This is a genomic window from Saccharolobus solfataricus, from assembly GCF_900079115.1.
GTDB lineage: Archaea > Thermoproteota > Thermoprotei_A > Sulfolobales > Sulfolobaceae > Saccharolobus > Saccharolobus solfataricus.
This window is the reverse complement of sequence record NZ_LT549890.1, coordinates 2,280,393-2,303,878: the sequence shown is the minus strand read 5'-3', so window position 1 is coordinate 2,303,878 and position 23,486 is coordinate 2,280,393. Positions and strand designations below refer to the sequence as shown.

Genomic DNA, 23,486 nt, shown 5'->3' with positions numbered 1-23,486 from the left:
TCAAACCCTTTTTGTACATATTAACTCTTCACAATCTTTAAGTTGTACCTCTTGGCCTAAGGCTAAAAGAATTAATTTAAGCTTTTTTAATTTTTCACATTCGTCTCTCACAATAAATGTCTCCCCATTTTGCAGATTAATGAAATCTATTAAGTAATCTTGCAGCTTCTTGGACAACTTTTTCACCCAATTTTTGACCTAACAAGTTCTTTACCTTATCTGGATTCATTACGACATCGCCCAATTCTTTAATTCCATTATTATATAATAGTCTAGCCCTCTTCCTACCCACACCACTTATTTGAACTAATTCCAATAGCTCTTCCTTTATACCATCTCTCACTCTTAGGTTTAAAATCCTTAGTTTATCAGCGTGCTCATTTAACTTCAACTCTCTAGACAGATGATACGCACTATAAGTTAACCAGTCCATTGTTTCGACCATATTTCTCAAGTCGCCAGAACCTATGTTATATTTACTCAAGATTGTATCTTCGTCAACTTCATCCATCCAATCCTTCATTATTAACGCTACTTTTAATGCGTTTATGTAAAGTGAGTATTCATCTTCTTCATAAGGTTCCTCTATTAGTAATTCGCAGTCTAAGTCTTCTAGTAATTCAATTAGTTCTTCTTCCTCATTCCTACCTACTGATACTAATGGGCCATCTGGAGTAAATGCCAATAAATGGAGATAAGCTAATTCACATGAAGCCTTATGTCCCTCTAGACCTTTTCTTATAATATCTGCAGTAAACGGATTTATATATAGATCAGCTACTCTCTTTCCGAAATTAGTTAAGGCAAATGTATTACCTTCCTCTTTAATAAAGGAATGCTCTAATAACCACCTTATAGCTCTATCAAAATAAACGTCAACCAATTGCTTTGCAAGCAAAGATTCGTATGCGAAATTCTCCAACTGTTTTTCACTTAAATTACCTTCAGCAGAAAGGATGCCAAGTAAGAATGTATAAAATGCTCTTTCGCTACCTAATTTAGATTCGATAGGTTCAACATCAGATAGTACATATTTCTTAAATACTCTATCTACATCTTCTTTATCTCTCACTACAACTATTGATTCTCCGATCTGATCAAAGCCGGGTCTACCAGCTCTCCCGCTCATTTGCTTGTATTCCATTATTGGAATCTCGTCATAATACCCAGCTATCTTCTTATTAAACCTGTAAATATCTCCTATTATTACTGTTCTAGCTGGCAAATTTACACCAGCAGCCAAGGTTGGAGTTGCTACAATAACCTTTATCTTTCTCTGCCTAAATCCTTCCTCTATTAAATCCCTTAATGCCTTTGATAATCCAGCATGATGATACGCTACTCCTTTACTTATTAGAGATTTTAGTAGCTCTTTTTCATCACTCCCACCTTCCTCAATATCATCTAATTGCTTTAAAATTTCAGATAAGGCATTCTCATCTAAACTTACAAAGTTCATGTAATTCGCTATCTTCAAAGCTGTACTCTCAGCCATTTTCCTAGAATTCCTAAAAACTAAAACTTGGCCATTTTTGCTTAGACTATCCAGAGTATATGCTATTATGGCATCATCTCCATGAACTTTCTTGGTAGTATTGTCTTTGAAAATTACGTTATATTCTTTCTTCTTCCTTTCAGGATATATGACGCCCTCTATGAGTGGAACCGGTCTCCAATTCGTTGCAACTGGCTCTGCTCCTAACCATTTGGCTATTTGCTTATAGTTACTTATTGTAGCACTTAGCGCTAATAGATTCCTCCTTTTAGCCCTTATTGTTACGCTCTCAACCACTGGACCCCTTTCGGGGTCATTTAGATAATGCAGTTCATCCAATACGAAATAATTAACCTCATTAAGCCACTCTGGCCTATGACGCCATAGGGAATCTAACTTCTCGTAAGTGGTAATTATAATATCATAATTCTTCAGCCAAGCATCGTCTGTATCATAGTCACCCGAGGTCATAGCTACTTTGAAACCTATTAATTCCCAATCCTTAAATGTTAAATACTTTTCATTTGTGAGCGCCCTAAGTGGGGTCACATATATTGCCTTTCCTCCGTTTTTTAGAAGAAACGAAATTATTCCCATCTCGGCTATTAGTGTCTTCCCGGAGCCGGTGGGTGAAGTTAGTAATAGTCTATTACCCTCTAATAGTCCTTTTTTTACTGCTTCAGTTTGAGGGGGGTTAAGCTTTTTTATACCTCTCTTTTTTATTATCTCAATAACATTACTAGGTAATTTTAAGTCCTCTATCGGCATCCACTCTAATTCTAAACTCATAAGCTCATTTAATTTATAGTAAAAGGTTTTTAAGCACTATCACTCTGCTTTCCGTAAACAAATACGTTGAAAATTTTTCAGTGTAGCAGTTGCAGTTATATAAGTATGGTATTGTAAAACAAAACAAAATGTTTATGTACTTATATCATATATTATTTATGATTCACATGACGACTTTGAAAAAGGTGGACGAACAGACATTTGAGCTAGAAATTACTGGGACCGTGACGATATCTTTTAAATTGGAGGACGAATTTATAAGAAAAGTAGATAATATTGCAAGGAACTTAGGGTATGCCAACAGAAGCGATTTTATAAGAGATGCCATAATCTATTATTTAGGGTATCTGAAAAGAAATGGCAATAACAATAATAATTTCGACACAGACCGTTATTGAATACATATTGTTTATTGTCGGACTAGTATCATGTTACGTGATAGGAGCCAACAATAACGCGACATCACTAGGTATATTGTTTGCTACTAATGCCGTAAAGAAAAGATATGCTTACATTTTGAATATGATTTCTATCTTTGTGGGTGTAGTGTTAGGCAGTTTAACCATGTTACATAGTGTTTATGGGGTAGTTTATGGAAATAGTTTGTACGTCATAATAGCTATTTTAACTTCACTATCATCATCGATAATAACCTTTTATTATTTAAATAAATCCGGTATTCCTTCCTCTTTAAGTCAAACGTTCTATCCTTCAATTGCTATACTAACCTTAATATCACATGGGTTTGTAAAGTTAGATTGGGTAAAATTATGGGTGATAGTAAGCTCGTGGATCATCTCACCAATAATTGCGATTGGATTTTCCCTTCTATTTTATTTAATGCTAAATAAGGTTGTAAGTGGTGAAATTCGTATTATAAAACAGATCGCTATATACAGAAATCTTATACTATTCTCATCAGCCTTCACCTCATTTATCGTGGGAGCCAATGCGATAGGCATAATAGTATCTGCCTCGTTAGTAACAGCCCCAGCATATTTTGTAATACCCCTTTACGGATTAGCTGCAGCGTTAGGAGTTTTAACTAGTCAACGAATAGCAATAAGGGTAGGATTTCGTATAACTAAATTGGGATATTTGGGTGCATCCTCAGCGTTAATAGGAAGTAATGTTATAAATGAAATTTTCACGATTCTAGGAATACCACTATCAATTACCCAAACTATAGTGGGTGGTATAATAGGGCTTAGTTTTAGAAGCTTTACATCAGATGTTAAAAAACAAGTGATGCAAATATTCAGAAGTTGGTCTACATCCCCAATTTTTGCCATAGTACTCTCATTAGCAATCTTCGGAGTAATAAAGAGTATATTAGGACTTTAAGGTAGCGTAAAATATCTCAACACTTAATGTAGCATCTTCTAATGAGTCTAATATATCGTCTATGAATATGATTACGTCTTTCATTTGTAATATACTTATAATGTCTATCTGCTTCTCTATCTCATAAAGTCTCTGCAGAAGAGTGTCTTTGATATCATCTCCTTCTCTCTCCATTGCTTGTATTTCCCTACTTAGTTTCAATGAAACTTCAACATCTGATCCTAGATGTCTAGTTAATTCATGAATCTTGAACGAGGCCTCATTTACTAATGCTAGATACGTAATTAGCATATCTGAGAGGATTGTTATACATTTAGCATCGACTTTCCTAGACCCCAGAGCCCTAGCAGCATCCTTTACAGAGCTTAAAGTGTTAAAAAGAGCTTGAGCCAACATTACCATTGATTCCTTAAAATCAGGTAAAAATGCTTCTCCATAAAGAGTTGAAAGTATCTCCTCACGTAGCATTCCAGCCCTTTCGTGAATAGATTTAATTTTAATTAAATCTGCAGGAACTTGGTCATATTCCCCCTTTCTTACATGATCAACTTCATTTTGCAAAATCTTGACTGCCTCACCAATTAGTTCAGCAGTAAAGGTAATTCTCTCGAATATCTCTTCCTCCTTATTATTTAGCTTTAATTTAAACATTCTAAGAGAATATTGTAAGCAACTATATTTAAGTACTTTTCTACTTATACAGTTGCCCATTTAACTTTAAGGACATTCTTATGCTCGTTTCATATTCCTTCCATAGCTATTTCTTAATACCTTTAGAAAGTTCCATTAACCTCCTTAAAGCTAGTCTTTTATCACTCTCCTCAAGTTTAGCCCTAGTTATAAAATCTTCTAAAGTAAATATCACCTCCCAAGCTACTTTCCTATTAACTGGATACGGTATTCCGTCTTTACCGCCAATAGCAAATGCATACTTAAATGGATCGTAAGGATAATTCACAGGGTCTTTATAGGATGGTGGCTCATTATATATTAGATCTGCTACTAAGTACAGTGCTCTGGCTGTGGAGGGACCTAAACCGCTAACTAGTGCTTCCTCAAATGTAAGTGGGTTAACCTCATATATTTCCCTAAGTACTTGCTTGATTCTATTAACATCCACAGGTTTCATATAAATTAATCTTGCCCCTTTAGATACAAATGCTATTGATCCACCTTTTATCCACAAATCTAAAGTTGTTTGACCCTTAAGCATAGCCATTGCTTGAGTATATAAAGAGACTATCTTGTTAGGATTCTCTCTTAACAAATCTAATATTAACTTCCTTGTCTTATCCTTTTCTTTATCTATTACGTTAACTGCAATATCAGTCTTAATACCGGATATAGCAGAATGAGGTTCTACTATAAAATTTTCAGTTTCTTTCCAATGGTATCTCCTAGCGAACTTCGTTTCTAAATTCATACCTTGCTGGATTATACTCCACCTTCCGTCTTCAGTTACAAGCATTGAGTGGTGGTAGAGTTGATGGCCATCTTGAACCAAGGTAGAATCGACTTTTGCTACTATTTTACTTATATTTTTAATCTTATTCCTATCAATATCAAAGACTAATGCGTCAACTTCTTCCGGAACTTTTAGAGCGTTTTTACCCTTACCTCCCAGCACAGCAAAGCCATGAGCCTTAGGGTTTACAATATCCTTCAAAATACCTAGCGTTACTGTGGTGGAGCCAGAAGAATCCCAATCCATTCCAATTATGTTATTGAAAGCTTGAAACCACAAGGGATTTGAAAACCTCTCTACCACTTTTTGAGGGCCTAATTCAAGAACCATAATTTCCACTATAGCCTTAGACAATCTTTTCATAATGGGAACTAACCATGGAGGAACGTGTCCAGTGTGAAGTGGTAAATCCGCAATTCCCTCTACTTCCACATTTTATAAGTTTTGAACAGAAAGTATATATGTGCTTATCATATCAACCTCTGACATACACTCACCTAGGTATTTAACCGAATTTTTCTTAGCTGTACGAGAGCTTGGGAACATTAAAGCTGATTTAGCACTATTAGCCGGGGATCTAGTTGAGAGAGGTGAATATGTGCATTTTACTCCAGTATATAACGCCTTAAAAAATAGGGTGAGGCAAATAGTCTCAATTTTTGGTAATGAAGATTTTATAGAAAATAGGAGATATTATAGAGAAAATTATGGCGATATAATCTGGTTAGAAGATAGTAAGGTTGAAACTGAGATTGACAATAAAAAAATTATAATAATTGGTAGTGAGGGAGTTCTAGAAAAGCCAACAGTGTGGCAAGTGAGTAACGGAATAACTGAGGACTTTTACATGAAGAGGTTAGAGAAAATTACCGAGATGACTTGCAACTCTAAAGCAGATATTAAAATCCTTTTAACTCATTACGCTACTACCTTTCAAACAGTATTTGGTGAAAGAAAGAGTGTATATCCACATTTGGGATATAGAGTATTAGAGGAGTTATCAACAAAGGGAAAAGATTGTTTACCTAATATAGCGATCCATGGTCATGCGCATTACGCAAAAAGGACACTATCAGTAGTGAAAAACGTTAGGGTATATAATGTCGCATTACCAGCTAATAGGAAAATTATAACCATACATACTCTTTAATATGGCGAAGGAGTGCTACTCTTCTTACTCTCTTGATACCCCACAAAACCGACTTCTGCTATAGTATTCTGAACTACTTTAGTAACCCAATTTAGCATAGGACCTTTTATCCCAATCCTATTTAAAAACCTATATATTATGGGAACTTTTAGCTGTGCCCCGGCGGCTAAGGGATGCCCTCCTCCACCTAACTTGACAGCAAATTGCCTAACATCAATTTCCTTACTTCTAAAGGAAATACTTTTTCCATTTGCTGATGCGAAGACAGAAGCGTTAGTTCTAGTCATCAAAAACTGGGAAGCATAACTTATATCAGGAGGCCCTTTCCACCTTACTGCCACGACAACCTTATGACCATTAATTTGTATTAACTTGTAACTCTTCATTACTTTTTTATATCCCTCTAACTCCTTAGACACAACATCCTCTAGCGTCTTATCAAAAGTGTTGTTCCACAATATTCCATTATAAAACATTTTTATCAGTTCATTTTTCCATGAGTAGTCCTTGTTATTCTCAACTATTCTTCTGAGTTTCTCCCCCATAGGATCGTCGTGAAGCCATATATCAACTGAACAATCCGCTGAAGATAACTTTCTGGAAAACTCGTCGTTAGGGTTTTTATACTTATATATAACCCCTGCACCGCATGTCGAGGTATCATGATATACTGAAACGCCTATTTTTCTTAATTCCTCTTTCCATTCATCCTTCCAAACGTGATGATCGAACCACTCTACGTTGGCACCTTGATCGATCAGTTTTTTTAAATTCTTTACAATTTCATTGAACGTACTAGCGTTTATTCCCAAGTCTGCGATCATGATATTATATACTCCTCTAAGCTCCAATGAGGCTAGAAGTGAGTGTAATTTGTTTGGCTCTGTGAAAAACACGTTTTTAGGTAACGCCTTAACTGCCCTAGCATAAACGGCTGCAGACGCTGTTCCATCAAAATCGTTATGTACTATGGCATAGTATTCCAATTTATTACCTACCTCTCAAATTTAATACCGTCTGCAGTAGTTATTATTCCCTTGTATAAAAAGTCTACTTGCCTTAATGCAGCATAATAATCAAACTCAGTTATTGCTGATATTGAATCCTTTGGCATAATTACATTATACCACCTTAAAGCAGCACTACCCGCAGTATGTAATACACAAATATTCGCTACAGTGCCCGTAATTACTGTATTTTTAATATTTTTGACTCTAAGAATATAATCTAATGAAGATTCGAAGAATGCATCATATCTATACTTCTTTATTATGAAATCTTCCTTTTCTGGAGCTAGTTCGTTAATTATTTCTGCACCCCAGGTTCCCGCTAATGCGTGTTCCCCCCATATTTTGAATTCTGGGTCATCTTTCATATGCCAATCTTGTGTGTATATTACCAAAGCATTAGAACTTCTAGCCTTTTCAATTAATCTCTTTATATATGGTATAGTAGCCTCCGCAGTAGGGACTGACAGTTTACCGTTTTTTCTTACGAAATCATTTTGCATATCTACAATTATCAATGCGGTATTGGTGGGATCTAATACTATCTCTTTATGTTCTGGGATAGTTGGTACTTCAATTTTCATAATTAAATTTACCATATACACACTTTTATTCCTTTTTTATCTTCTTAGTTAGCATGTCGGCTATTTTCAGAACTTTAGGATATCCTCTCTTACCTAATTCTATGCAATCTTGCAAATCCACCCCATTGCCCGGACTATAAAAATATCTCCCAAATTTAACCCCAACTTTCTCCCCATTAAGATAAACATAAGTAATTTCGTTCTCATTAACTAGCTCCCCAGTAAGTCTAGATTTTGCTACCCCAATTGTTGGGAAATCTAGAAGAACACCTATAACTGCAGCAATTCCACTTTTCCTAGGATGAGCTATTCCGTGACCATCAACCAAAAGAAGTTGACATTCTAATCCTTCTATTGCTTTTATCATTAACGGAGCTTCTCTCATGAAAAGGAAACCTGGAATATATGGAAAGTTCACTTCGCCAACATAAGATTTATAATTATACTCCTCACTTCTAATATCCATACTTACACCGACTGAGAATCCTAGATTACCCTTATATGCGACATCTACTGCACAAATCTTCTTAACATTTTCAACGCCATAATGAGTTATTTTAACGTTTTTAGATATAAGGTATTGGAATTTCTCTAAGAATTCGAGAAAATGCTTTTCAACCAATATTTTCTCCTCCCCTCTACACGTAATAAGAACATCTCTTGCTCATACGTTTGCACAGCACCAGGTCTCACCAGTCTAACTTCATTAATAGCGGACTCTGCATCTAAGCCTTCGGTTAAAATTAGATAACTAGCTAAAATTGTACCAGTTCTTCCTATCCCACCAACGCAATGAACTAAATTACCTTCTTTTACACTTAATAGCCATCTCATTATGGTAAGAAATTGAGAATCTGAGGGAACTCCACCATCTGGAATCGGGACGTGCAAAGGTTGGAGTTCATTTTTCTTGAGAACGGTTAGATAATATTCCTTATCACCCCAACCCTCTTCAATTTCCCAATCCTCTGGTAAGACCAGTACTCTTTTTACTCCTTCTTTCCTCCATTCTAAAATTTCGTTCTCGATATAAGGTAGTCCAGAACCCCCTATAATTCTCTTTCTAACCCAATACACAACTCATCACTTCCATATCAGAAGATCCGCTGAGCGTCACAGATCATTTTAAAATTCTCAAAATCGATATTTAAAATTATGGTAAGCCGACTATCTACTGGAATACCAGAATTTGATAAGTTAGTACAAGGCGGAATCCCTCAAGGATTTTTCATAGCGTTAACTGGAGAACCAGGGACCGGAAAGACTATATTTTCACTTCACTTCATTGCTAAGGGATTAAAGGAGGGAGACCCTTGTATATACGTTACAACTGAGGAAAGTAGAGATTCAATAATAAGGCAAGCCAAACAGTTTAATTGGGATTTTGAGGAGTATATAGAGAAGAAATTGATAATAATAGATGCGTTAATGAGGGAAAAAGAGGATCAGTGGGCCTTAGTGAACTTAACTCCAGAGGAGCTAATAAATAAGGTAATTGAGGCTAAGCAGAAGTTAGGTTATGGTAAGTCTAGATTAGTAATTGATTCCGTAAGTGCGTTATTTTTGGACAAACCTGCAATGGCGAGGAAAATAAGTTATTATCTTAAGAGGGTCCTAAACAAATGGAATTTCACAATATATGCAACTTCACAGTACGCAATAACCACATCCCAAGCATTTGGATTTGGGGTTGAGCATGTTGCAGATGGAATTATCAGATTTAGAAGAATGGTAAAGAATGGAGAACTTCATAGGTATATATTAATTGAAAAGATGAGACAAACTGACCATGATAAGCACGTGTGGGAAATAGATATCGTTAATGGTAAGGGAATAGTTCTGAAGGGAAGATTAGAGGAAAGAAGAGAAGATTACACTCTACCAGAAAAGGTAAAGAGACAGATAGTTGAGAGTGGTAAGAAGGCTGAAGAAGAGTTAAAGTGAATCTATTTTCTACATACTCCTAAGAAGTTCTTGAAGACTTCTATTCCCCTTTCCGTATGTTTAACTTCAGGGTGAAATTGAACACCAAATATTGAATTGCTTGAGTTCACCATTGCTTGAACTCTAGCATTTGCACTACTCGCTAGTACTCTAAATCCGCTAGGCGGTTCCACTACCTCATCATTGTGACTTTCCCAAACGTTTAATTGCTGTGAGAAACCTTTTAGAATAGTATCCTCATCAAATATATTTATTCTGGTAAGCCCGTATTCTGGATTTAGGGCCCTTCTTACGATTCCACCCAATACATAGGCAATTAGCTGATGACCTAAACATATACCTAACATTGGAACTTTCAGTTCCCTTATATAAAGAGGAGAATTTCCCATTTTGTGAATTTCCTCTGATACAGAATATGGACCCCCACTAAATATAACACAGTCAAATTTCCTTAGCTCCTCTACTGGCTTATGTGGTGGAACTACCTCAATCTCTGCTCCTAAATACTTTACATTTTTAAGAATTAGGTGATTGTATTGTCCACCATAATACACTAAACCTACTTTCACACTAAAATCTAAGTTTTGGGATATTTAAAAAATATTGATCAGACTTTTGGTGACATCACGTCTCAGAGCCGTCACCAGACATCATTTCAATAATAGATTCTCATACTCCTTTACAAACTTTACACTCCTCTTAACATCCGAGAATAGTTTTGAAGCCTCTAATACATCTTCAACCTTTATAACGCTCCTATTATTTCTTTGGGCAATTACAAGAGATGGTTCTAGTAGTTGAACAGAGTATCTCAGACTATTTTCTACACCTATTTTAGTTAATTCCTCTAAAGCTTGAGGATCTAATTCAATTTCTAATTCATCGGCTCTAATCTTAATTATCTCTTTAATTTCATCAGCATTATAAGGTCTAGTCGGTATTATCAATAATCTGTCTAATAGGTCAAGAGGAATCCCATGAGGCGATTCTATATCAGTACCTCTAATTTTAGTTATGCCCCTATTGGTTGCTAAGATTAGTATTGGAGCTAGTTCAGACTCTAGAGCCCTAGTTAGGAATGAGAACGCTTCTAAATCGAGCGTATGAGCGTCGTCAATAAATAGGACTCCAACTACCAATTCCGCCCTACCTTGATTAATCCAATCCTTAACTAGTCTATCAACTTCTTTTCTGACGTCCTCGTTTATTTCTCTTTCAGTAAAGAACGAGAAAATAGCCGTAACAGCTAGATTTCTAGCTGCTAAATTCAAATCTAAATCGTTTAAGGTTAGCGTAGTGGTTATTTCCTTTTCTTTTCGCACAGGTCCAGTAGGCATCTCTAGCACTTTCGTGGTCTCTATATCATAGGTTTTGGCACCCTCAAAACCTTTAGCCTTTCCTTCAACTATGACCTGTCCAGTTTGAGCATCAATCATGATAACATCGCCCTTCTTAACGCCTAAGGATACTAGTTGTTGAGCTATTTCCTCACCTACTGATAATGTCCTTTCATCATCTTTAGTAGTCAAAGTTATTTGAGCCTCAACTGGAGCCTGAGAATAGGGATTTAGTCTACTTCTGGCAACCTTAATCTTCCTATCTTTCACGACACCTTCGTACACTAGCCTTTTTTCTCTAATTCTCACACCGATTGATTTCCTTATTAATTGAGTTAATATTTCAGTTTTCTTAAGTTCTGTAGAGTATATTTCAGAAGCATTAATTGCAGTAAATGGAGTATCCTCACCTAATTCCCTGGCAATTGCTACAGCTAATGCGGTTTTTCCGGTTCCCGGAGGGCCAACAAATAGTATCCCTTTTCCGGACATCTTTCCTTGTTTTATTAGTTGTACAACAACCCCTGCTGCCTCTCTGGCCTCAGCTTGGCCAACCAGCCCATCTGCAATAAATTTCGCTTTCCCATTACTATCCAAGCCTAAACCTTTAATATGGCTATGAATACTCGCTTTTTCACGTATAGGTTTCTTTAACTCACGTATCTCCGACATCTCACAGTAATAATATATAATAAAGTTTTTGAGATTAACTCTAAATCTGTGAGGTTTTATATTATGACACAACTTGTCTGTGAGAGAACAAGAGTTTTGATTGCACGTTAAATCACCAGAATAATGTAAGCTTTATTAATATAACATTATGTAAAGATAACATGTGATGAAGACCTTTGGGACTGATAAAGTGATTGAGTGGCGGCTGTCTGACATGGGTGATTTTAATTGATACATCTGGCAGTGGGAAGATTTAACATTGATATCATAGTAAAATTGGATTCTATTCCACCCATAGACTCTAGCCATATGACCGATGTTCTTGAAATCATGCCTGGAGGAGCTGCAACAAACTACGCAGTAGCAGTGACCAAATTAGGTCACTCGGCCAAACTATTAGCAAAGGTTGGGAAAAGTGAAGTAGTTAGAAGTTTAATGGAGAAGGTAGTAGAATTAGGAGTAGGATTAGAGTACGTAGAAGAACTAAATGAGAAACCTAGCGCCACATTAATCTTCTTAAGAAATGATGGAACGCTATCTATGGTAAGAAGACTTGGTGCATCAATATTACTAACAAGAGAGGATGTTAAAAGGCGTTTTGGACTGTTTGACGTTATTCACTTCGCCTCAGTATCGCCAAACGTCGTTGTGAGAGACCCTTATGCAAAACTAGTAAGTTACGATCCTGGTCCGCAGGCTAAAAATATAGAGTCAGTTGACGTAGATATCCTATATGTTAATGAAAAAGAATATGAAATGATCGAAGATAAGAACATAAGAGCCAGATTTATAGTGATTAAAATGGGCAAGAAAGGGGCAAAGATAATTACCGAGACTGAAGAATGTTCGGTTGAACCAATACAAGTAGAGAAGATAGTTGATACTACCGGAGCTGGAGATACCTTTGATGCTGCATTTAATGTGACATACTCTGAAGATAAGGATATTGTGAAAAGTCTACAAGTTGCTAGTGTTGCATCAGGTCTTAAGGTCTCAAGAATAGGAGGAATTTCTTCACCAACATTAGAAGAGGTAAGAGAGTATTTAAGGAAGAAGAAACCAAATGTTATATGTAAATGATTGTTCTTTTCGTTGATTTTGACTACTTTTACGCTCAAGTTGAAGAAGTTTTAAATCCGTCTTTGAAAGGAAAACCAGTTGTTGTTTGTGTATTTTCAGGGAGATTTGAGGATAGCGGTGCTGTGGCTACTGCAAACTATGAAGCTAGAAAATTTGGAGTAAAAGCTGGAATACCAATCGTTGAGGCTAAGAAAATATTACCTAATGCAGTTTACTTACCCATGAGAAAGGAAGTATATCAGCAAGTTTCCAGTAGAATAATGAACTTACTAAGAGAATACTCCGAGAAGATCGAGATTGCAAGTATAGATGAGGCTTATCTTGATATCTCAGACAAAGTCAGAGATTATAGAGAGGCATATAATCTAGGTTTGGAGATTAAGAACAAAATACTTGAAAAAGAGAAAATTACAGTTACTGTAGGGATTTCCAAGAATAAGGTATTTGCGAAAATTGCTGCTGATATGGCAAAGCCAAATGGAATAAAAGTTATTGATGATGAAGAAGTTAAAAGATTAATAAGAGAGCTAGATATAGCGGATGTACCCGGAATAGGTAATATAACTGCGGAGAAACTAAAGAAGTTAGGTATTAACAAGCTAGTTGATACGTTAAGCATTGAATTTGATAAACTAAAGGGAATGATAGGCGAAGCTAAGGCTAAATATTTGATCTCTCTAGCTAGAGACGAGTATAACGAGCCTATAAGAACTAGAGTACGAAAGAGTATTGGGAGAATTGTAACGATGAAGAGAAATAGCAGGAATCTGGAGGAAATAAAACCGTATTTATTTAGAGCAATAGAAGAATCATATTATAAGTTAGATAAGAGGATTCCTAAAGCTATTCACGTAGTCGCAGTAACGGAGGATTTAGATATCGTAAGTAGAGGAAGAACGTTCCCTCATGGAATAAGTAAGGAAACTGCATATAGTGAATCAGTAAAATTATTACAGAAGATATTGGAAGAGGATGAGAGAAAGATAAGAAGAATCGGAGTAAGGTTCAGTAAATTTATTGAAGCAATAGGATTAGACAAGTTCTTCGATACTTAAATTTACTAAACCCCTCAACTTTCCTATATCTATTTCCTTATGAACTGATAAATAGTTGTAAAGTCCCCTTATTCCCCTTTTAGAAACGTCGGGTTTTTCAACTATTTCGATATCAAAATATAATGGAACCTTAAACATTCTAGCTACTCTATCTAGCTTCAATACACTATTTATTTTTCTGAAATCATCCTCTACACCTATAGCATCCACAAATGTCTTTTTACCTTTTATAAAATTTACTTGATCTTGTCTTATTATTCCATACTTATCCACTACCACAACCAACCTAGCTTGTCTTCCTCCTTCTACGTCTTCATAAAAATTTAGGCACTCCACATAATACTCGTTCTCTGCTAGAGGAATTACCGCTAGCTCCTCTTCTCCAATAACTCTTACAAGAGACTTTAATTTGATCTTCAAGATAATTCACCTAATGATTGAAATAGATGGTTCATTTGGCGAAGGTGGAGGACAAATTCTGAGAACGTCTCTAACGCTCTCTGTCATAACCGGTAAACCCTTTAGAATATTTAATATAAGGGCTAATAGACCTAATCCTGGATTACAGAGGCAACATCTGTGGGCAGTAAGGGCGATGAAAATGATATCGAATGCGGAAACTAAAGGAGATGAAGTAGGATCTAAAGAACTAACATTTATCCCCCATGAAATCAAGGGAAATTCTATTATAGACATAGACATTGGAACAGCGGGCAGTGTAACTCTAATAATGCAAACTATGATACCAGCCATAATTAACAAGAATATGAGAATTAAAATAAAAGGTGGTACTGACGTTCCAAAATCCCCCACCATAGATTACATTAGACTAGTGTATCTGGAAATCTTAAGGAAAATAGGGATTGAGTCGAAGGTAAATTTGATAAAAAGAGGTCACTATCCAGAAGGTGGAGGAGAGGTGATAATTGAAAATGTAAATGGAAACCCATCCGACTTTAGTTTACTAGAGCTAGGTAAATTGATAATGATCAAGGGAATTTCACATGTCTCATCCTTACCTTCACATATTGCCGAAAGACAAAAGGACTCAGCAAAAGCGATCCTTTCTAAACTTGGGGTGCAGATAGAAATAGAAACTGACGTAAGACAAGGTGAAGTAAGTAAAGGTAGCGGTATTGCATTGGCAGCCATAGGGGAGAAGAGTATTATAGGCGCTGATTCGCTGGGTGAAAGAGGTAAAAGAGCTGAGATAGTTGGAGAAGAGGCTGCAAGGAAACTTATCGACAATCTCAATACCAAAGCTGCTGTGGATGTGCATATGAGCGATATGCTCATGATATTCACATCGCTCTTTGGTGGGGAGTACATCGGTGCTGAACTAACGTCCCACGCATATACGAATATGGAAATAATAAGAAAGTTTTTAGATGTTAAAATTGAGATTAGCGGTAAGAGACCATTTAGATTTAAAGCTAAAATCTTTTAAAGGAACTACGTTACTTGATTATGGGGGGACTCCTATGGAGTTCCCTAAAGCTGTAATAAAAAGACCTAATTATCATTTCGAATACCCGCACAAGAGAAAATACAAGAGAATAGGAAGGGGATTTAGTGTAGGAGAACTAGAAAAAGCTGGATTAAATATAAATAAGGCAAGGAAGCTAGGAATATTCGTGGATATAAGAAGGAAGTCAGTTCATGAAGAAAATGTGGAAACGCTTAAGAAGTTTTCAGAACAGCTTTCAAACCAAAAACCTTAAGGAGGTACTATTACTGCACGACCTATCACTCTACCATCTCTTAAATCCCTAATCGCCTTGTTAATATCCCTTAATTTATACGTATTTACTATAGGTCTAATTTTTCCCTCATTATATAGTTTGTAAACACTTATCAAATCATCAAAGCTACCGTATAATATACCCCTTACTTTTAACCCCTTTAACACTAGTAATTGTTCCGGTACAGTTATAGTACCACCAAATTCCCCAATAATTCTTAACTCCCCTTCCCTATTTAGCAACCACATGGAATCAGACAGTGTATAATCGCTGCCCACATAATCTATAATGTAATCAAACTTGGATTCTTTAACCTCACTCGCTATCGTACTATCATACTTTATATTAATCACCTCATCAGCTCCTAGTTCTTTAGCTTTTTCAAGCTTATTTTTATTATGCCCAATAACAGTAACTCTAGCTCCTTTTAGTTTCAAAATTTGTAGTGCTAATAATGCGACAGCCCCAGTTCCTATAATCAATACACTATCTTCATTGGTTATACCCTTGGCTGAACTATAAGCTGTGATTCCAGCGTCTGCTAGAGGTGCCAGTTTAACGGGCTCACCATCTACTCTTAAGAGGATATTATCAGAAGGAACACTTACATATTCCGCGAAACCACCGTTAATATTAAGCCCAATAATTTTCACTTTTTCGCAGTATTGATACTTTTTTGATGCACAATACTTACATTTTCCGCAACCAATACTATTATAAACTAATACCTTATCTCCCTCTTTAAATGTACCATTACCTTTGACGACTTCACCAACTATCTCATGCCCTAATATCTTCGGCAATTCCACCTTAATTTCGTATCTCCAATCGCCATTTATGACATGTAAGTCTCCATGACAAAGTCCAGTGGCTAGAACTTTTAGAACAATTCCGTTAGAAGGTTCTCTTACGTCTTCAAGACTTAGCTCCTCACCGAAATTTTTCAGAATAGCACCTAGCATTTACCATCCTGCCTTTAGATAGTAGTCTCTTTCCCATTCAGTTATTTGTGATTCGTATTCTTCTATCTCTATATTTTTAATATTAATGTAGATGGAAATCAAATCTTGACCTAAATTATACTTCATATATGTATCATTTTCCAATCTACTTAAAGATTCCTTAAGGGTTTGTGGCAATGTGCCATAATACTCATTTACATTAGCCATAAGATTTCTTTCTATACCATCTAAACCTGCATATATCATACTGGCTAACAGAATGTACGGATTCGCCAGTGGATCTGCTAATCTGAACTCTACTTGATGAGTATCCTTATAATAACTTGGTAATCTCACTATGTAGTGCCTTTCAGAGCCTATTCCCGGCATGTTTGGAGTTACTACTTCCTTAAATCTCTTATATGAATTAACAGTTGGTGCAGCGATAGATAATATTGAAGGAAGGTGCTCTAATATTCCAGAAATGAAATTATATGCAATCTTACTAAGCCCAATTCCCTTAGAGTCATTAGGATCGTACATGATGTCCTTTCCGTCTACTGTTTGCAGACTTAATGTGATATCCATACTGCTACTTGGGTAATCTTTAAATGGTTTAGGCATAAAAGTAGCAATCACATTATTCATTTTGGCAGTATCCCTAATCACTTCCCTACTGGAAATTAGGGAATCTGCAGCCTCTAAAACGGGTTTTTGCGAAAGCTTAACCTCGTATTGACCCGGACCATAGTGTTTATTAATAGTTTCAACTTTTATATCGATTTCTTCTAAATATTTTATAAGCAATTTAAGGAAGTTCTGCTGTTCCAATAATCCTTCTAACGAGAAAGCTTTAGAATAGTCTGCTGGATTAAGAGCAGAATTCAAGAGATAAAATGTCGGTTCAAATGAAACTTGTAGCGTATAACCAGCTTCTTTTAACTTCTCTATTGCCTTATTTAGTATAGATCTACTACAATATGGATACGGTAAACCATCAGGTTGAGCCAAAAATGAGAGTACCCTAGCAGTTCTTTCTAAATACGGTATTGCAACAAAGGTGTTCAGATCGGGTATAGCAATAATATCCTCATACCTTGATTTTATCGGTCTATCTTTGTAATCCATTAATGCTAAGGATTCTGGATAATCAACTCCCTTATTGTCATTTATTACATTTTCGAATTCTGCCCTTCTAAGAGACCTACCCTTAGTATTCCCTAATATATCTACAAATTCTACTCTCACATAATCTATTTTTCCAGATTTTAAAGCATCAAATATATTCTCTTTAGACACTTTTATCTCATCAACTATTTGTAGAATAATTTAATAAATGTTAACACAAATAGTTCTGGGCATCATAGGATTTCACGTATTTAATATTAACCCTCAGCCCTTTGGCTTCACCAAATCCATAATGATCTTTCTCCATCCAATGGATAGCTAAAACAACACTCGTTAACAGATTTAGGAATCGTTGGTAAAGTATTCCACTAATTAGCCTTGATATCAACTACCACATGATATTTATGCGGATTAACGCTTCTCACGATCCTACCAAAATAAGATCCCCTATATTTGTTCATAGCAATTCTCACGGGATCCTCACCCTTGTTCGTCTCCACCTCAGTATAAAGATGAATTATACCACCTTTTTTTACCTTCTGTAACGCCACTTCATATGCCTTATCAGCAAGTTCTGGCAAAGGCGCAATTATTCTATCCGCATCTTCTAATTCGTATATTCTTTTGAAAGCGTCCCCATATATTGGAAGAACTTCGTAAGCCTTGTTCAGTTCTACGTTTACCATCATATAATAATACGCATAAGGATTCAAATCTATTGAGTATACTATTTTTGGTCTGCCAAGAACTGCGGAAAGAATTGAAAATGGCCCAAAACCTGAAAACATGTTTATAATAATCTCGTCTCTCTTAACCTGCGTTGCTACCCTTAGATGTTCGTAGGATAGTTTTTCAGAAAAGAATACCTTGGTAAAATCTAGAAAATATTTACATTTATGCTCTTTATATACGGTCTCGCTTCTTTTCTCTCCGGCTAAATGTACATAGGTTGATAGCCTATATGTACCATTGACGTCTCTGTGTCTTCCCCATACCGATTTAACATAGGGGAAAGTGGAAAGTATCTCATTTGCTATTTCTACAAGGTCTTCTGGTTTTTTATTAAACGGGACTCCAATTATTACTATATCTCCTACAATCTCAATCCTTTTCCATATATCTTGCTGGTCTTGTAACCTTTTTATCAATGTCTTCAAGCCTCTCTATGGCTTTCTCAATATGTTTTATTCCAATATTTAAAGGAACTCCACCATCTAATATTGCCTCACCACTTACTAGCACTGTCTCGGGAGTAGAGAGATTAAACACTATTGACTCATAGGGGCTTTCATAATCCAAGGGGAAAGTAGGTGGCTCCTTAACTTCAAAGATAACTAAATCTGCCACTTTTCCGTTCTCCAGAACACCCCTATCATTATATTTTAGTTGTAATAGCCCCCAAATTGTCATGGCGTTAAGAGCTTCTTCTGGCGTTAAAATTAACCTGGTTATTGATGTGGAGACTTCATGTCTAATATCAAAAGTAGGAGATAGATCTAAGGATATTGATGGCTTATATTGGCTTAATGGAAATTGTGAAACCTCATATGATGGAGTTGACGCTAAATGAAATCCCTTCTGTTTTATAATATCTAGATCTTTCCTAGCCCCTCCGCCTAATCCTATTACGTTAATTGGGTTACCACTAATATTTTCCAAGCTCACGAATCTCTCTAAGAGAACAGGAAAGTCATATTGTTGCGAGAGCTCAAAGACCTCTTTAGAGTACTCATTACTACAAAGGCGTAAAATCACCCTATTCTCATTCTTACTAGACCATCTATTATATAGCGTTGTAAACTCTCTCTCCCAATCCTCTTTAGAATCTGGACAATCTACACCCACAGCTAGTACTGGTCTTAATCCAACTTCCGAAATCGCTCTAGCTATCATATCCAAATTAGGGCCTGAAGTGACTACTGTTGTAACTCCAGTTTTCAATAAATGGTACGCACCCATTAAGGAAAAGTAATAAATATCATTAGGTGTGAGTGTTGACATCAGTTGAAAGGCATTCGCTTTACCTGAAAATACCCTATACCTAAACGGATATAAATAAAGAAAGGAATGCGTAGTTACAAAACCTGGTGCTACTACCCTATTCTTCCCGCCGATCACGTATTCTGCATAATCATAATCTTCCGGCTTTTCTTTCGATATAACCTTTATTTGACCCTCATCAATTCCTATATATACGTCTCTGAGCGTCTTAGGTGCTCCTAAAACTAAATCAGTTTTTATTAAAACCTTCATTTTTCTTAAAACACTATTAAGCAGAATGTTAATTAAAGTTATTTAATGTATGCAGATCTGATTGAGCGTGAGATAACACAAGATTACAAAGTAAATTTAGACTTAAAGTTAGATAATGCATATATTGCAGGAGCTGGAGACTCTTATGCAGTTGCCCTTACAATAGAGGGTAAAACTAACGGTAGATTTAAGGCTTTAGATCCATTTGAAGGATTACACTATGAAAATTTAGATAGACCTTTGGTTATAGTGTCGGTTTCCGGAAGGCCAAAGTCGAATATATTGCTTGCAACAAAATTTAAAGGGAAGACTAGACTATATGTGATAACAGCTAATGAGGATTCACAATTGGCAAGATTAGCTGACTATCTTATACTTATTCCCTATAAGCCAATTATTCCCTTACCTGGTACTTTATCTTTCTTAATGAGTTTAAGTGCAGTATATTCACTTGCAGGAGAGCAAGCAGATGAAATTAAAGAATCCGGTAGGTTACTTAATTTGGCAAATAATCCGTTTTTCGTAGGACATAAGGAAAATTACGGTATTGCGTATTACGCCATGCTGAAGTTTGCTGAAATCTTTGGTTATGCCACAAATAGTGAGAGATTTGAACAATTTTGCCACTCCCCAATTTTCATGACAGCGAATAGACAGATAGTATTGTTTAGAAGTGATAACGAGAGAGAAAAAGAACTGATTAATAGTATAGATTATACTGATACTCAAGCTACCGACTGTAGTGGAGCTTTCTGTAACTCTATCATACTAATAAAATCAATAGTCAATAAAATGAGGAAGGAAAAATGGGATAAGATTTACTTTCTAGAGAACAAAAAAATATTAAACATAAGCTCTAAGATGATATATTGAGATGGAGGAATTAGATTTAACAAAAGCTGAAAGTGGATGTGGCGCAAACTCGGCGAGTATAAGACTATTAAGGTTCTGGTTAGAAGTAGGAGGTAATAAAGAGATAAAGGTTATTGCACTAAAGGGGACTCAAGAAGAGCAGGTAAATATGTGGATAGACGTAATGAGTGAGAAAGGAGTTAAGCTAATACAGAAAAAGGATGAAAAAGATAAAATAGTATATACAATATTTTTACCATAATGGACGTAGTTCAAATTGCCAAGTATATAGGTTTTTCACTGCTTATAATTTCTATCATAGTTTACGTTTTTGTCGACCCAGTAGATAGATTACTCTCGTATCAAGGGCCAATACTCTCTGGCGGACTATTAGGATGGTATACATTAATCTCTAATACACCGAGAGAAAAATTTATAGAAAATGATGGGGAAAAAATACCTGTTGTTTCCTTATTAATGAGAAAAAGAGCGATAATATTCGTAACACTAGGCTTAGTATTAATAATTCCATGGTTAATGCCTCAGATATATCCAGTAGTATTAAAGATACAATGGCTATTTGTCATATCTTTCCTCTGCGAATTTCTAGGGGGTTTTGTTATAGGCTATATAATACCATCTCTAAAATTCACTGAAAAACTTCTCCTATTTAGTCTAGGATTCGCTGGAGATACAATATACTTGTTATTATTATACTTAGCCTCTGATATATTTAACATCCCGTACCAATTGCTACTAAACTCAGTAATAATACTTGTGTATGGTATAAAATTTCCAGAAGGTATAGTATTCGCTATTTATATTATGAGAAAGATAGGGGGGATTTAATGAGTGGCAAAGTTTATTTAGTAGGAGCTGGTCCGGGAGACCCTGAATTAATTACTGTTAAAGGCTTAAAGATCCTACAGAGGGCTGATGTTGTGGTTTACGATAGGCTAATCTCTAAAGAGCTTCTAAATTTTTGTAAGATTGAGGCTGAAAAAATATACGTTGGGAAGAATATAGGGGATTACGTAATACAAGATGAGATAAATGAGTTACTAGTAAAGAAGGCGATGGAAAATAAAGTAGTTGTTAGATTAAAAGGAGGAGACCCATATGTTTTAGGTAGGGGAGAAGAGGAATGTTTATACGTTATATCCAAAGGTATAGAGTGTGAGGTAATTCCCGGGATAACTAGTGCAATTGCTGTTCCCGCTTATGCAGGAATCCCTGTGACCAGTAGAATTTACTCAGCAAGTGGATTTACTATAATATCTGGAACAAAAGCAGAAGATAAATTGATAGATGAAGATTACATACCAAGAAAAGGTACGCTGGTAATACTTATGGGTCTTAGGAAGATAGAAAATATGGTTAATATTCTAATAAAATTAAGAAATGAAAGAGAACCAGTCGCTGTAATTGAAAATGGAACTACAGAAAACCAGAGAGTTTTTACTGGGGAGTTAAAGGACCTAGTTAACATTGTCAGAAGTAATAATGTAACGTCTCCAGCGGTTATTGTAATTGGCGAAGTAGTTAAATTTAGGGAATACTTATGGAAATTTAAGTGATAAAGATGAAATGCACTGTGTGTGGAGATGAGATAAGACGGAAGCCTTACTCATTCAATTATAAAGGAAATGTATACTATTTCTGTAGCCCCATGTGTATGGCAGAATTCAAAAAAAGACCAGAAAAATATGTTAAAAAATAGTATAAATCTAATAAGTCTGGTATATGTTTTTGTTTAGGTATTAAAAGTATAAGAGCTAAGTATATAAAGGTCTAACAAATATTTAGGATGTGTATCCACCAAAGTTTAGTTACGTAATTCCAGATAATGTAAAAGAGGCTCTAGAGTTTCTAGAGACTCACGATGACGCTAAACCATTAGCTGGAGGTCATAGTTTGATACCAATGTTGAAGTTGAGAATATTCAGACCATCATATTTAGTTGAGATAAGGAGATTGCCAGAGTTGAAATATATTAAAATGGAAGGAAATGTAGTAAAAATAGGACCTATAGTTACTCATTACGATATAATAAAGGCTAACATCCCATTACTAAGTGAAACTGCATCTAAAATAGCAGATCCACAAGTCAGAAACATGGGAACCATAGGTGGTAGTATATCGCATTTAGATCCTTCAGCGGATTATCCAGCTGCATTGATTGCCATGAATGCAAAGGTAAGGATTAGAAGTACCAAAGGAGAAAGAGTGGAGAACTTTTCCTCATTCGCCAAGGATATGTTTACACCAGATTTGAATCCAGGTGAATTAGTTACAGAGATAGAAGTTCCCCTACTTAAGGATTATAAGTTCTCCTATCAGAAATTAGAGAGGAGAGCTGGAGACTTTGCAATTGTAGGAGTTGCTGTTGCACTGAAGGTAAATGGTGACGTAATAGAAGATGCAAGAATAGGTTTAACGGCTGTAAACAAAACTGCAGTAAGAGCAAGTGAAGCTGAGAAAATACTATTATCTGGCAAGATATCAGAAAAATTAATAGAAGAAGCTGCTACAAAGGCGATGGACTACGCCAATCCTACTTCCGATATAAGGGGATCAGCAGAATATAAAAAGAAAATGGTAAAAGTTATGACTAAGAGAGCAATTTTGGCTGCTCTAAATAGGTGATA

The 23,486-nt window shown here is 35.8% G+C and carries 28 protein-coding genes; 14 read left to right on the top strand and 14 right to left on the bottom strand.

What is annotated here, in order from left to right; translation table 11 throughout:
- Nucleotides 1–136 precede the first annotated feature (136 nt).
- On the bottom strand, nucleotides 137–2,284 hold the full coding sequence (gene hel308, locus SSOP1_RS12335) for an ATP-dependent DNA helicase Hel308 (protein WP_009988512.1): 2,148 nt from the start codon (nucleotides 2,282–2,284) through the stop codon (nucleotides 137–139).
- 128 nt (nucleotides 2,285–2,412) lie between these two features.
- Here hel308 and SSOP1_RS12330 point away from each other — a divergent pair, with 128 nt between their 5' ends.
- Both SSOP1_RS12330 and SSOP1_RS12325 read left to right on the top strand, forming a co-directional pair.
- Nucleotides 2,413–2,682 carry a ribbon-helix-helix domain-containing protein gene (locus SSOP1_RS12330; RefSeq protein WP_014511405.1) on the top strand — a complete coding sequence of 90 codons (270 nt, stop codon included), beginning with the start codon at nucleotides 2,413–2,415 and terminating at the stop codon, nucleotides 2,680–2,682.
- Nucleotides 2,642–3,628, top strand: coding sequence for an inorganic phosphate transporter (locus SSOP1_RS12325; RefSeq protein ID WP_009993154.1), 987 nt, complete (start codon nucleotides 2,642–2,644; stop codon nucleotides 3,626–3,628). Before SSOP1_RS12330 ends, SSOP1_RS12325 begins: the two co-directional genes overlap by 41 nt.
- On the opposite strand, the gene SSOP1_RS12320 is transcribed toward SSOP1_RS12325, so the two are convergent.
- Nucleotides 3,617–4,279, bottom strand: a complete 663-nt coding sequence (locus SSOP1_RS12320) for a DUF47 domain-containing protein (RefSeq protein ID WP_009993153.1) — start codon at nucleotides 4,277–4,279, stop codon at nucleotides 3,617–3,619. The two genes, SSOP1_RS12325 and SSOP1_RS12320, sit on opposite strands and share 12 nt — an antisense overlap.
- Before the next feature lie 106 nt (nucleotides 4,280–4,385).
- The gene (locus SSOP1_RS12315; RefSeq protein WP_009993151.1) at nucleotides 4,386–5,525 is read right to left on the bottom strand and encodes a DUF763 domain-containing protein; all 1,140 of its coding nucleotides are present in this window, start codon (nucleotides 5,523–5,525) and stop codon (nucleotides 4,386–4,388) included.
- Nucleotides 5,526–5,556: 31 nt separating this feature from the next.
- Here SSOP1_RS12315 and SSOP1_RS12310 point away from each other — a divergent pair, with 31 nt between their 5' ends.
- Nucleotides 5,557–6,243, top strand: coding sequence for a metallophosphoesterase family protein (locus tag SSOP1_RS12310; protein WP_009993150.1), 687 nt, complete (start codon nucleotides 5,557–5,559; stop codon nucleotides 6,241–6,243).
- On the opposite strand, the gene SSOP1_RS12305 is transcribed toward SSOP1_RS12310, so the two are convergent.
- From SSOP1_RS12305 to SSOP1_RS12290, 4 genes are read right to left on the bottom strand one after another with little or no spacing between them, the layout of a single operon-like run.
- Nucleotides 6,240–7,229 (bottom strand): DHH family phosphoesterase, encoded by a 990-nt coding sequence (locus SSOP1_RS12305; protein WP_009993149.1) that lies wholly within the window; start codon nucleotides 7,227–7,229, stop codon nucleotides 6,240–6,242. The two genes, SSOP1_RS12310 and SSOP1_RS12305, sit on opposite strands and share 4 nt — an antisense overlap.
- 8 nt (nucleotides 7,230–7,237) lie before the next feature.
- Entirely contained in the window at nucleotides 7,238–7,855 is a 618-nt protein-coding gene (locus SSOP1_RS12300) for a cysteine hydrolase family protein (protein WP_173645068.1), read from the bottom strand.
- Between the two features lie 4 nt (nucleotides 7,856–7,859).
- The gene (locus SSOP1_RS12295) at nucleotides 7,860–8,456 is read right to left on the bottom strand and encodes an endonuclease V (RefSeq protein ID WP_009993146.1); all 597 of its coding nucleotides are present in this window, start codon (nucleotides 8,454–8,456) and stop codon (nucleotides 7,860–7,862) included.
- Nucleotides 8,426–8,911 (bottom strand): phosphatase domain-containing protein, encoded by a 486-nt coding sequence (locus SSOP1_RS12290; protein ID WP_009993145.1) that lies wholly within the window; start codon nucleotides 8,909–8,911, stop codon nucleotides 8,426–8,428. Before SSOP1_RS12290 ends, SSOP1_RS12295 begins: the two co-directional genes overlap by 31 nt.
- A 45-nt stretch (nucleotides 8,912–8,956) precedes the next feature.
- Between SSOP1_RS12290 and SSOP1_RS12285 the strand changes: the two genes are divergently transcribed.
- Nucleotides 8,957–9,778, top strand: coding sequence for a KaiC domain-containing protein (locus SSOP1_RS12285; RefSeq protein WP_269454403.1), 822 nt, complete (start codon nucleotides 8,957–8,959; stop codon nucleotides 9,776–9,778).
- A gap of 2 nt (nucleotides 9,779–9,780) precedes the next feature.
- Here the strand turns inward: SSOP1_RS12285 and SSOP1_RS12280 are convergent, their stop codons facing one another.
- Both SSOP1_RS12280 and SSOP1_RS12275 read right to left on the bottom strand, forming a co-directional pair.
- Complete coding sequence (locus SSOP1_RS12280) at nucleotides 9,781–10,347, bottom strand: GMP synthase subunit A (protein ID WP_009993142.1); 567 nt, start codon at nucleotides 10,345–10,347, stop codon at nucleotides 9,781–9,783.
- Nucleotides 10,348–10,428: 81 nt separating this feature from the next.
- Complete coding sequence (locus SSOP1_RS12275) at nucleotides 10,429–11,787, bottom strand: RuvB-like helicase (protein ID WP_009993141.1); 1,359 nt, start codon at nucleotides 11,785–11,787, stop codon at nucleotides 10,429–10,431.
- A 228-nt stretch (nucleotides 11,788–12,015) separates the two neighbouring features.
- On the opposite strand from SSOP1_RS12275, the gene SSOP1_RS12270 reads away from it, so the two are divergent.
- Together SSOP1_RS12270 and SSOP1_RS12265 are read left to right on the top strand one after the other, a co-directional pair.
- A complete protein-coding gene (locus tag SSOP1_RS12270; RefSeq protein WP_009993139.1) occupies nucleotides 12,016–12,867 on the top strand; it encodes a carbohydrate kinase family protein in 852 nt (283 codons plus the stop codon).
- Nucleotides 12,864–13,922, top strand: a complete 1,059-nt coding sequence (locus SSOP1_RS12265; RefSeq protein WP_009993137.1) for a DNA polymerase IV — start codon at nucleotides 12,864–12,866, stop codon at nucleotides 13,920–13,922. Before SSOP1_RS12270 ends, SSOP1_RS12265 begins: the two co-directional genes overlap by 4 nt.
- Here the strand turns inward: SSOP1_RS12265 and SSOP1_RS12260 are convergent.
- Nucleotides 13,899–14,342 carry a hypothetical protein gene (locus SSOP1_RS12260; protein WP_009993134.1) on the bottom strand — a complete coding sequence of 148 codons (444 nt, stop codon included), beginning with the start codon at nucleotides 14,340–14,342 and terminating at the stop codon, nucleotides 13,899–13,901. The genes SSOP1_RS12265 and SSOP1_RS12260 overlap by 24 nt on opposite strands.
- Before the next feature lie 13 nt (nucleotides 14,343–14,355).
- On the opposite strand from SSOP1_RS12260, the gene rtcA reads away from it, so the two are divergent.
- Both rtcA and SSOP1_RS12250 read left to right on the top strand, forming a co-directional pair.
- Nucleotides 14,356–15,369: an RNA 3'-terminal phosphate cyclase gene (rtcA, locus tag SSOP1_RS12255; protein ID WP_009993131.1), complete on the top strand. Its 1,014-nt coding sequence runs from the start codon at nucleotides 14,356–14,358 to the stop codon at nucleotides 15,367–15,369.
- A 34-nt stretch (nucleotides 15,370–15,403) separates the two neighbouring features.
- A complete protein-coding gene (locus SSOP1_RS12250) occupies nucleotides 15,404–15,643 on the top strand; it encodes a 50S ribosomal protein L13e (RefSeq protein WP_009993130.1) in 240 nt (79 codons plus the stop codon).
- On the opposite strand, the gene SSOP1_RS12245 is transcribed toward SSOP1_RS12250, so the two are convergent.
- From SSOP1_RS12245 to SSOP1_RS12230, 4 genes are all read right to left on the bottom strand, one after another.
- Nucleotides 15,640–16,626: an alcohol dehydrogenase catalytic domain-containing protein gene (locus SSOP1_RS12245; protein WP_009993129.1), complete on the bottom strand. Its 987-nt coding sequence runs from the start codon at nucleotides 16,624–16,626 to the stop codon at nucleotides 15,640–15,642. The genes SSOP1_RS12250 and SSOP1_RS12245 overlap by 4 nt on opposite strands.
- On the bottom strand, nucleotides 16,627–17,904 hold the full coding sequence (locus SSOP1_RS12240) for a glutamine synthetase family protein (protein WP_009993127.1): 1,278 nt from the start codon (nucleotides 17,902–17,904) through the stop codon (nucleotides 16,627–16,629). It lies immediately after the preceding gene.
- A 197-nt stretch (nucleotides 17,905–18,101) separates the two neighbouring features.
- Nucleotides 18,102–18,881, bottom strand: a complete 780-nt coding sequence (taw21, locus tag SSOP1_RS12235) for a tRNA 4-demethylwyosine(37)-methyltransferase Taw21 (protein WP_009993125.1) — start codon at nucleotides 18,879–18,881, stop codon at nucleotides 18,102–18,104.
- Complete coding sequence (locus SSOP1_RS12230; RefSeq protein WP_009993123.1) at nucleotides 18,835–19,986, bottom strand: amidohydrolase family protein; 1,152 nt, start codon at nucleotides 19,984–19,986, stop codon at nucleotides 18,835–18,837. The genes taw21 and SSOP1_RS12230 overlap by 47 nt, the downstream gene beginning before the upstream one ends.
- A 45-nt stretch (nucleotides 19,987–20,031) precedes the next feature.
- Here SSOP1_RS12230 and SSOP1_RS12225 point away from each other — a divergent pair, with 45 nt between their 5' ends.
- The 6 genes from SSOP1_RS12225 to cutB all read left to right on the top strand — a co-directional run bounded on the left by SSOP1_RS12225 (nucleotide 20,032) and on the right by cutB (nucleotide 23,484).
- Nucleotides 20,032–20,859 carry an SIS domain-containing protein gene (locus SSOP1_RS12225; RefSeq protein ID WP_010923854.1) on the top strand — a complete coding sequence of 276 codons (828 nt, stop codon included), beginning with the start codon at nucleotides 20,032–20,034 and terminating at the stop codon, nucleotides 20,857–20,859.
- 1 nt (nucleotide 20,860) lies between these two features.
- On the top strand, nucleotides 20,861–21,100 hold the full coding sequence (locus SSOP1_RS12220) for a hypothetical protein (RefSeq protein ID WP_009989383.1): 240 nt from the start codon (nucleotides 20,861–20,863) through the stop codon (nucleotides 21,098–21,100).
- Entirely contained in the window at nucleotides 21,100–21,687 is a 588-nt protein-coding gene (locus SSOP1_RS12215) for a DUF1404 family protein (protein WP_009989385.1), read from the top strand. Before SSOP1_RS12220 ends, SSOP1_RS12215 begins: the two co-directional genes overlap by 1 nt.
- Nucleotides 21,687–22,415 carry a uroporphyrinogen-III C-methyltransferase gene (gene cobA / locus SSOP1_RS12210; protein WP_009989387.1) on the top strand — a complete coding sequence of 243 codons (729 nt, stop codon included), beginning with the start codon at nucleotides 21,687–21,689 and terminating at the stop codon, nucleotides 22,413–22,415. The genes SSOP1_RS12215 and cobA overlap by 1 nt, the downstream gene beginning before the upstream one ends.
- A gap of 5 nt (nucleotides 22,416–22,420) precedes the next feature.
- The gene (locus SSOP1_RS16610; protein ID WP_014511401.1) at nucleotides 22,421–22,558 is read left to right on the top strand and encodes a YHS domain-containing protein; all 138 of its coding nucleotides are present in this window, start codon (nucleotides 22,421–22,423) and stop codon (nucleotides 22,556–22,558) included.
- Nucleotides 22,559–22,647: 89 nt separating this feature from the next.
- Entirely contained in the window at nucleotides 22,648–23,484 is an 837-nt protein-coding gene (cutB, locus tag SSOP1_RS12205) for a glyceraldehyde dehydrogenase subunit beta (RefSeq protein ID WP_009989389.1), read from the top strand.
- Nucleotides 23,485–23,486 lie beyond the last annotated feature (2 nt).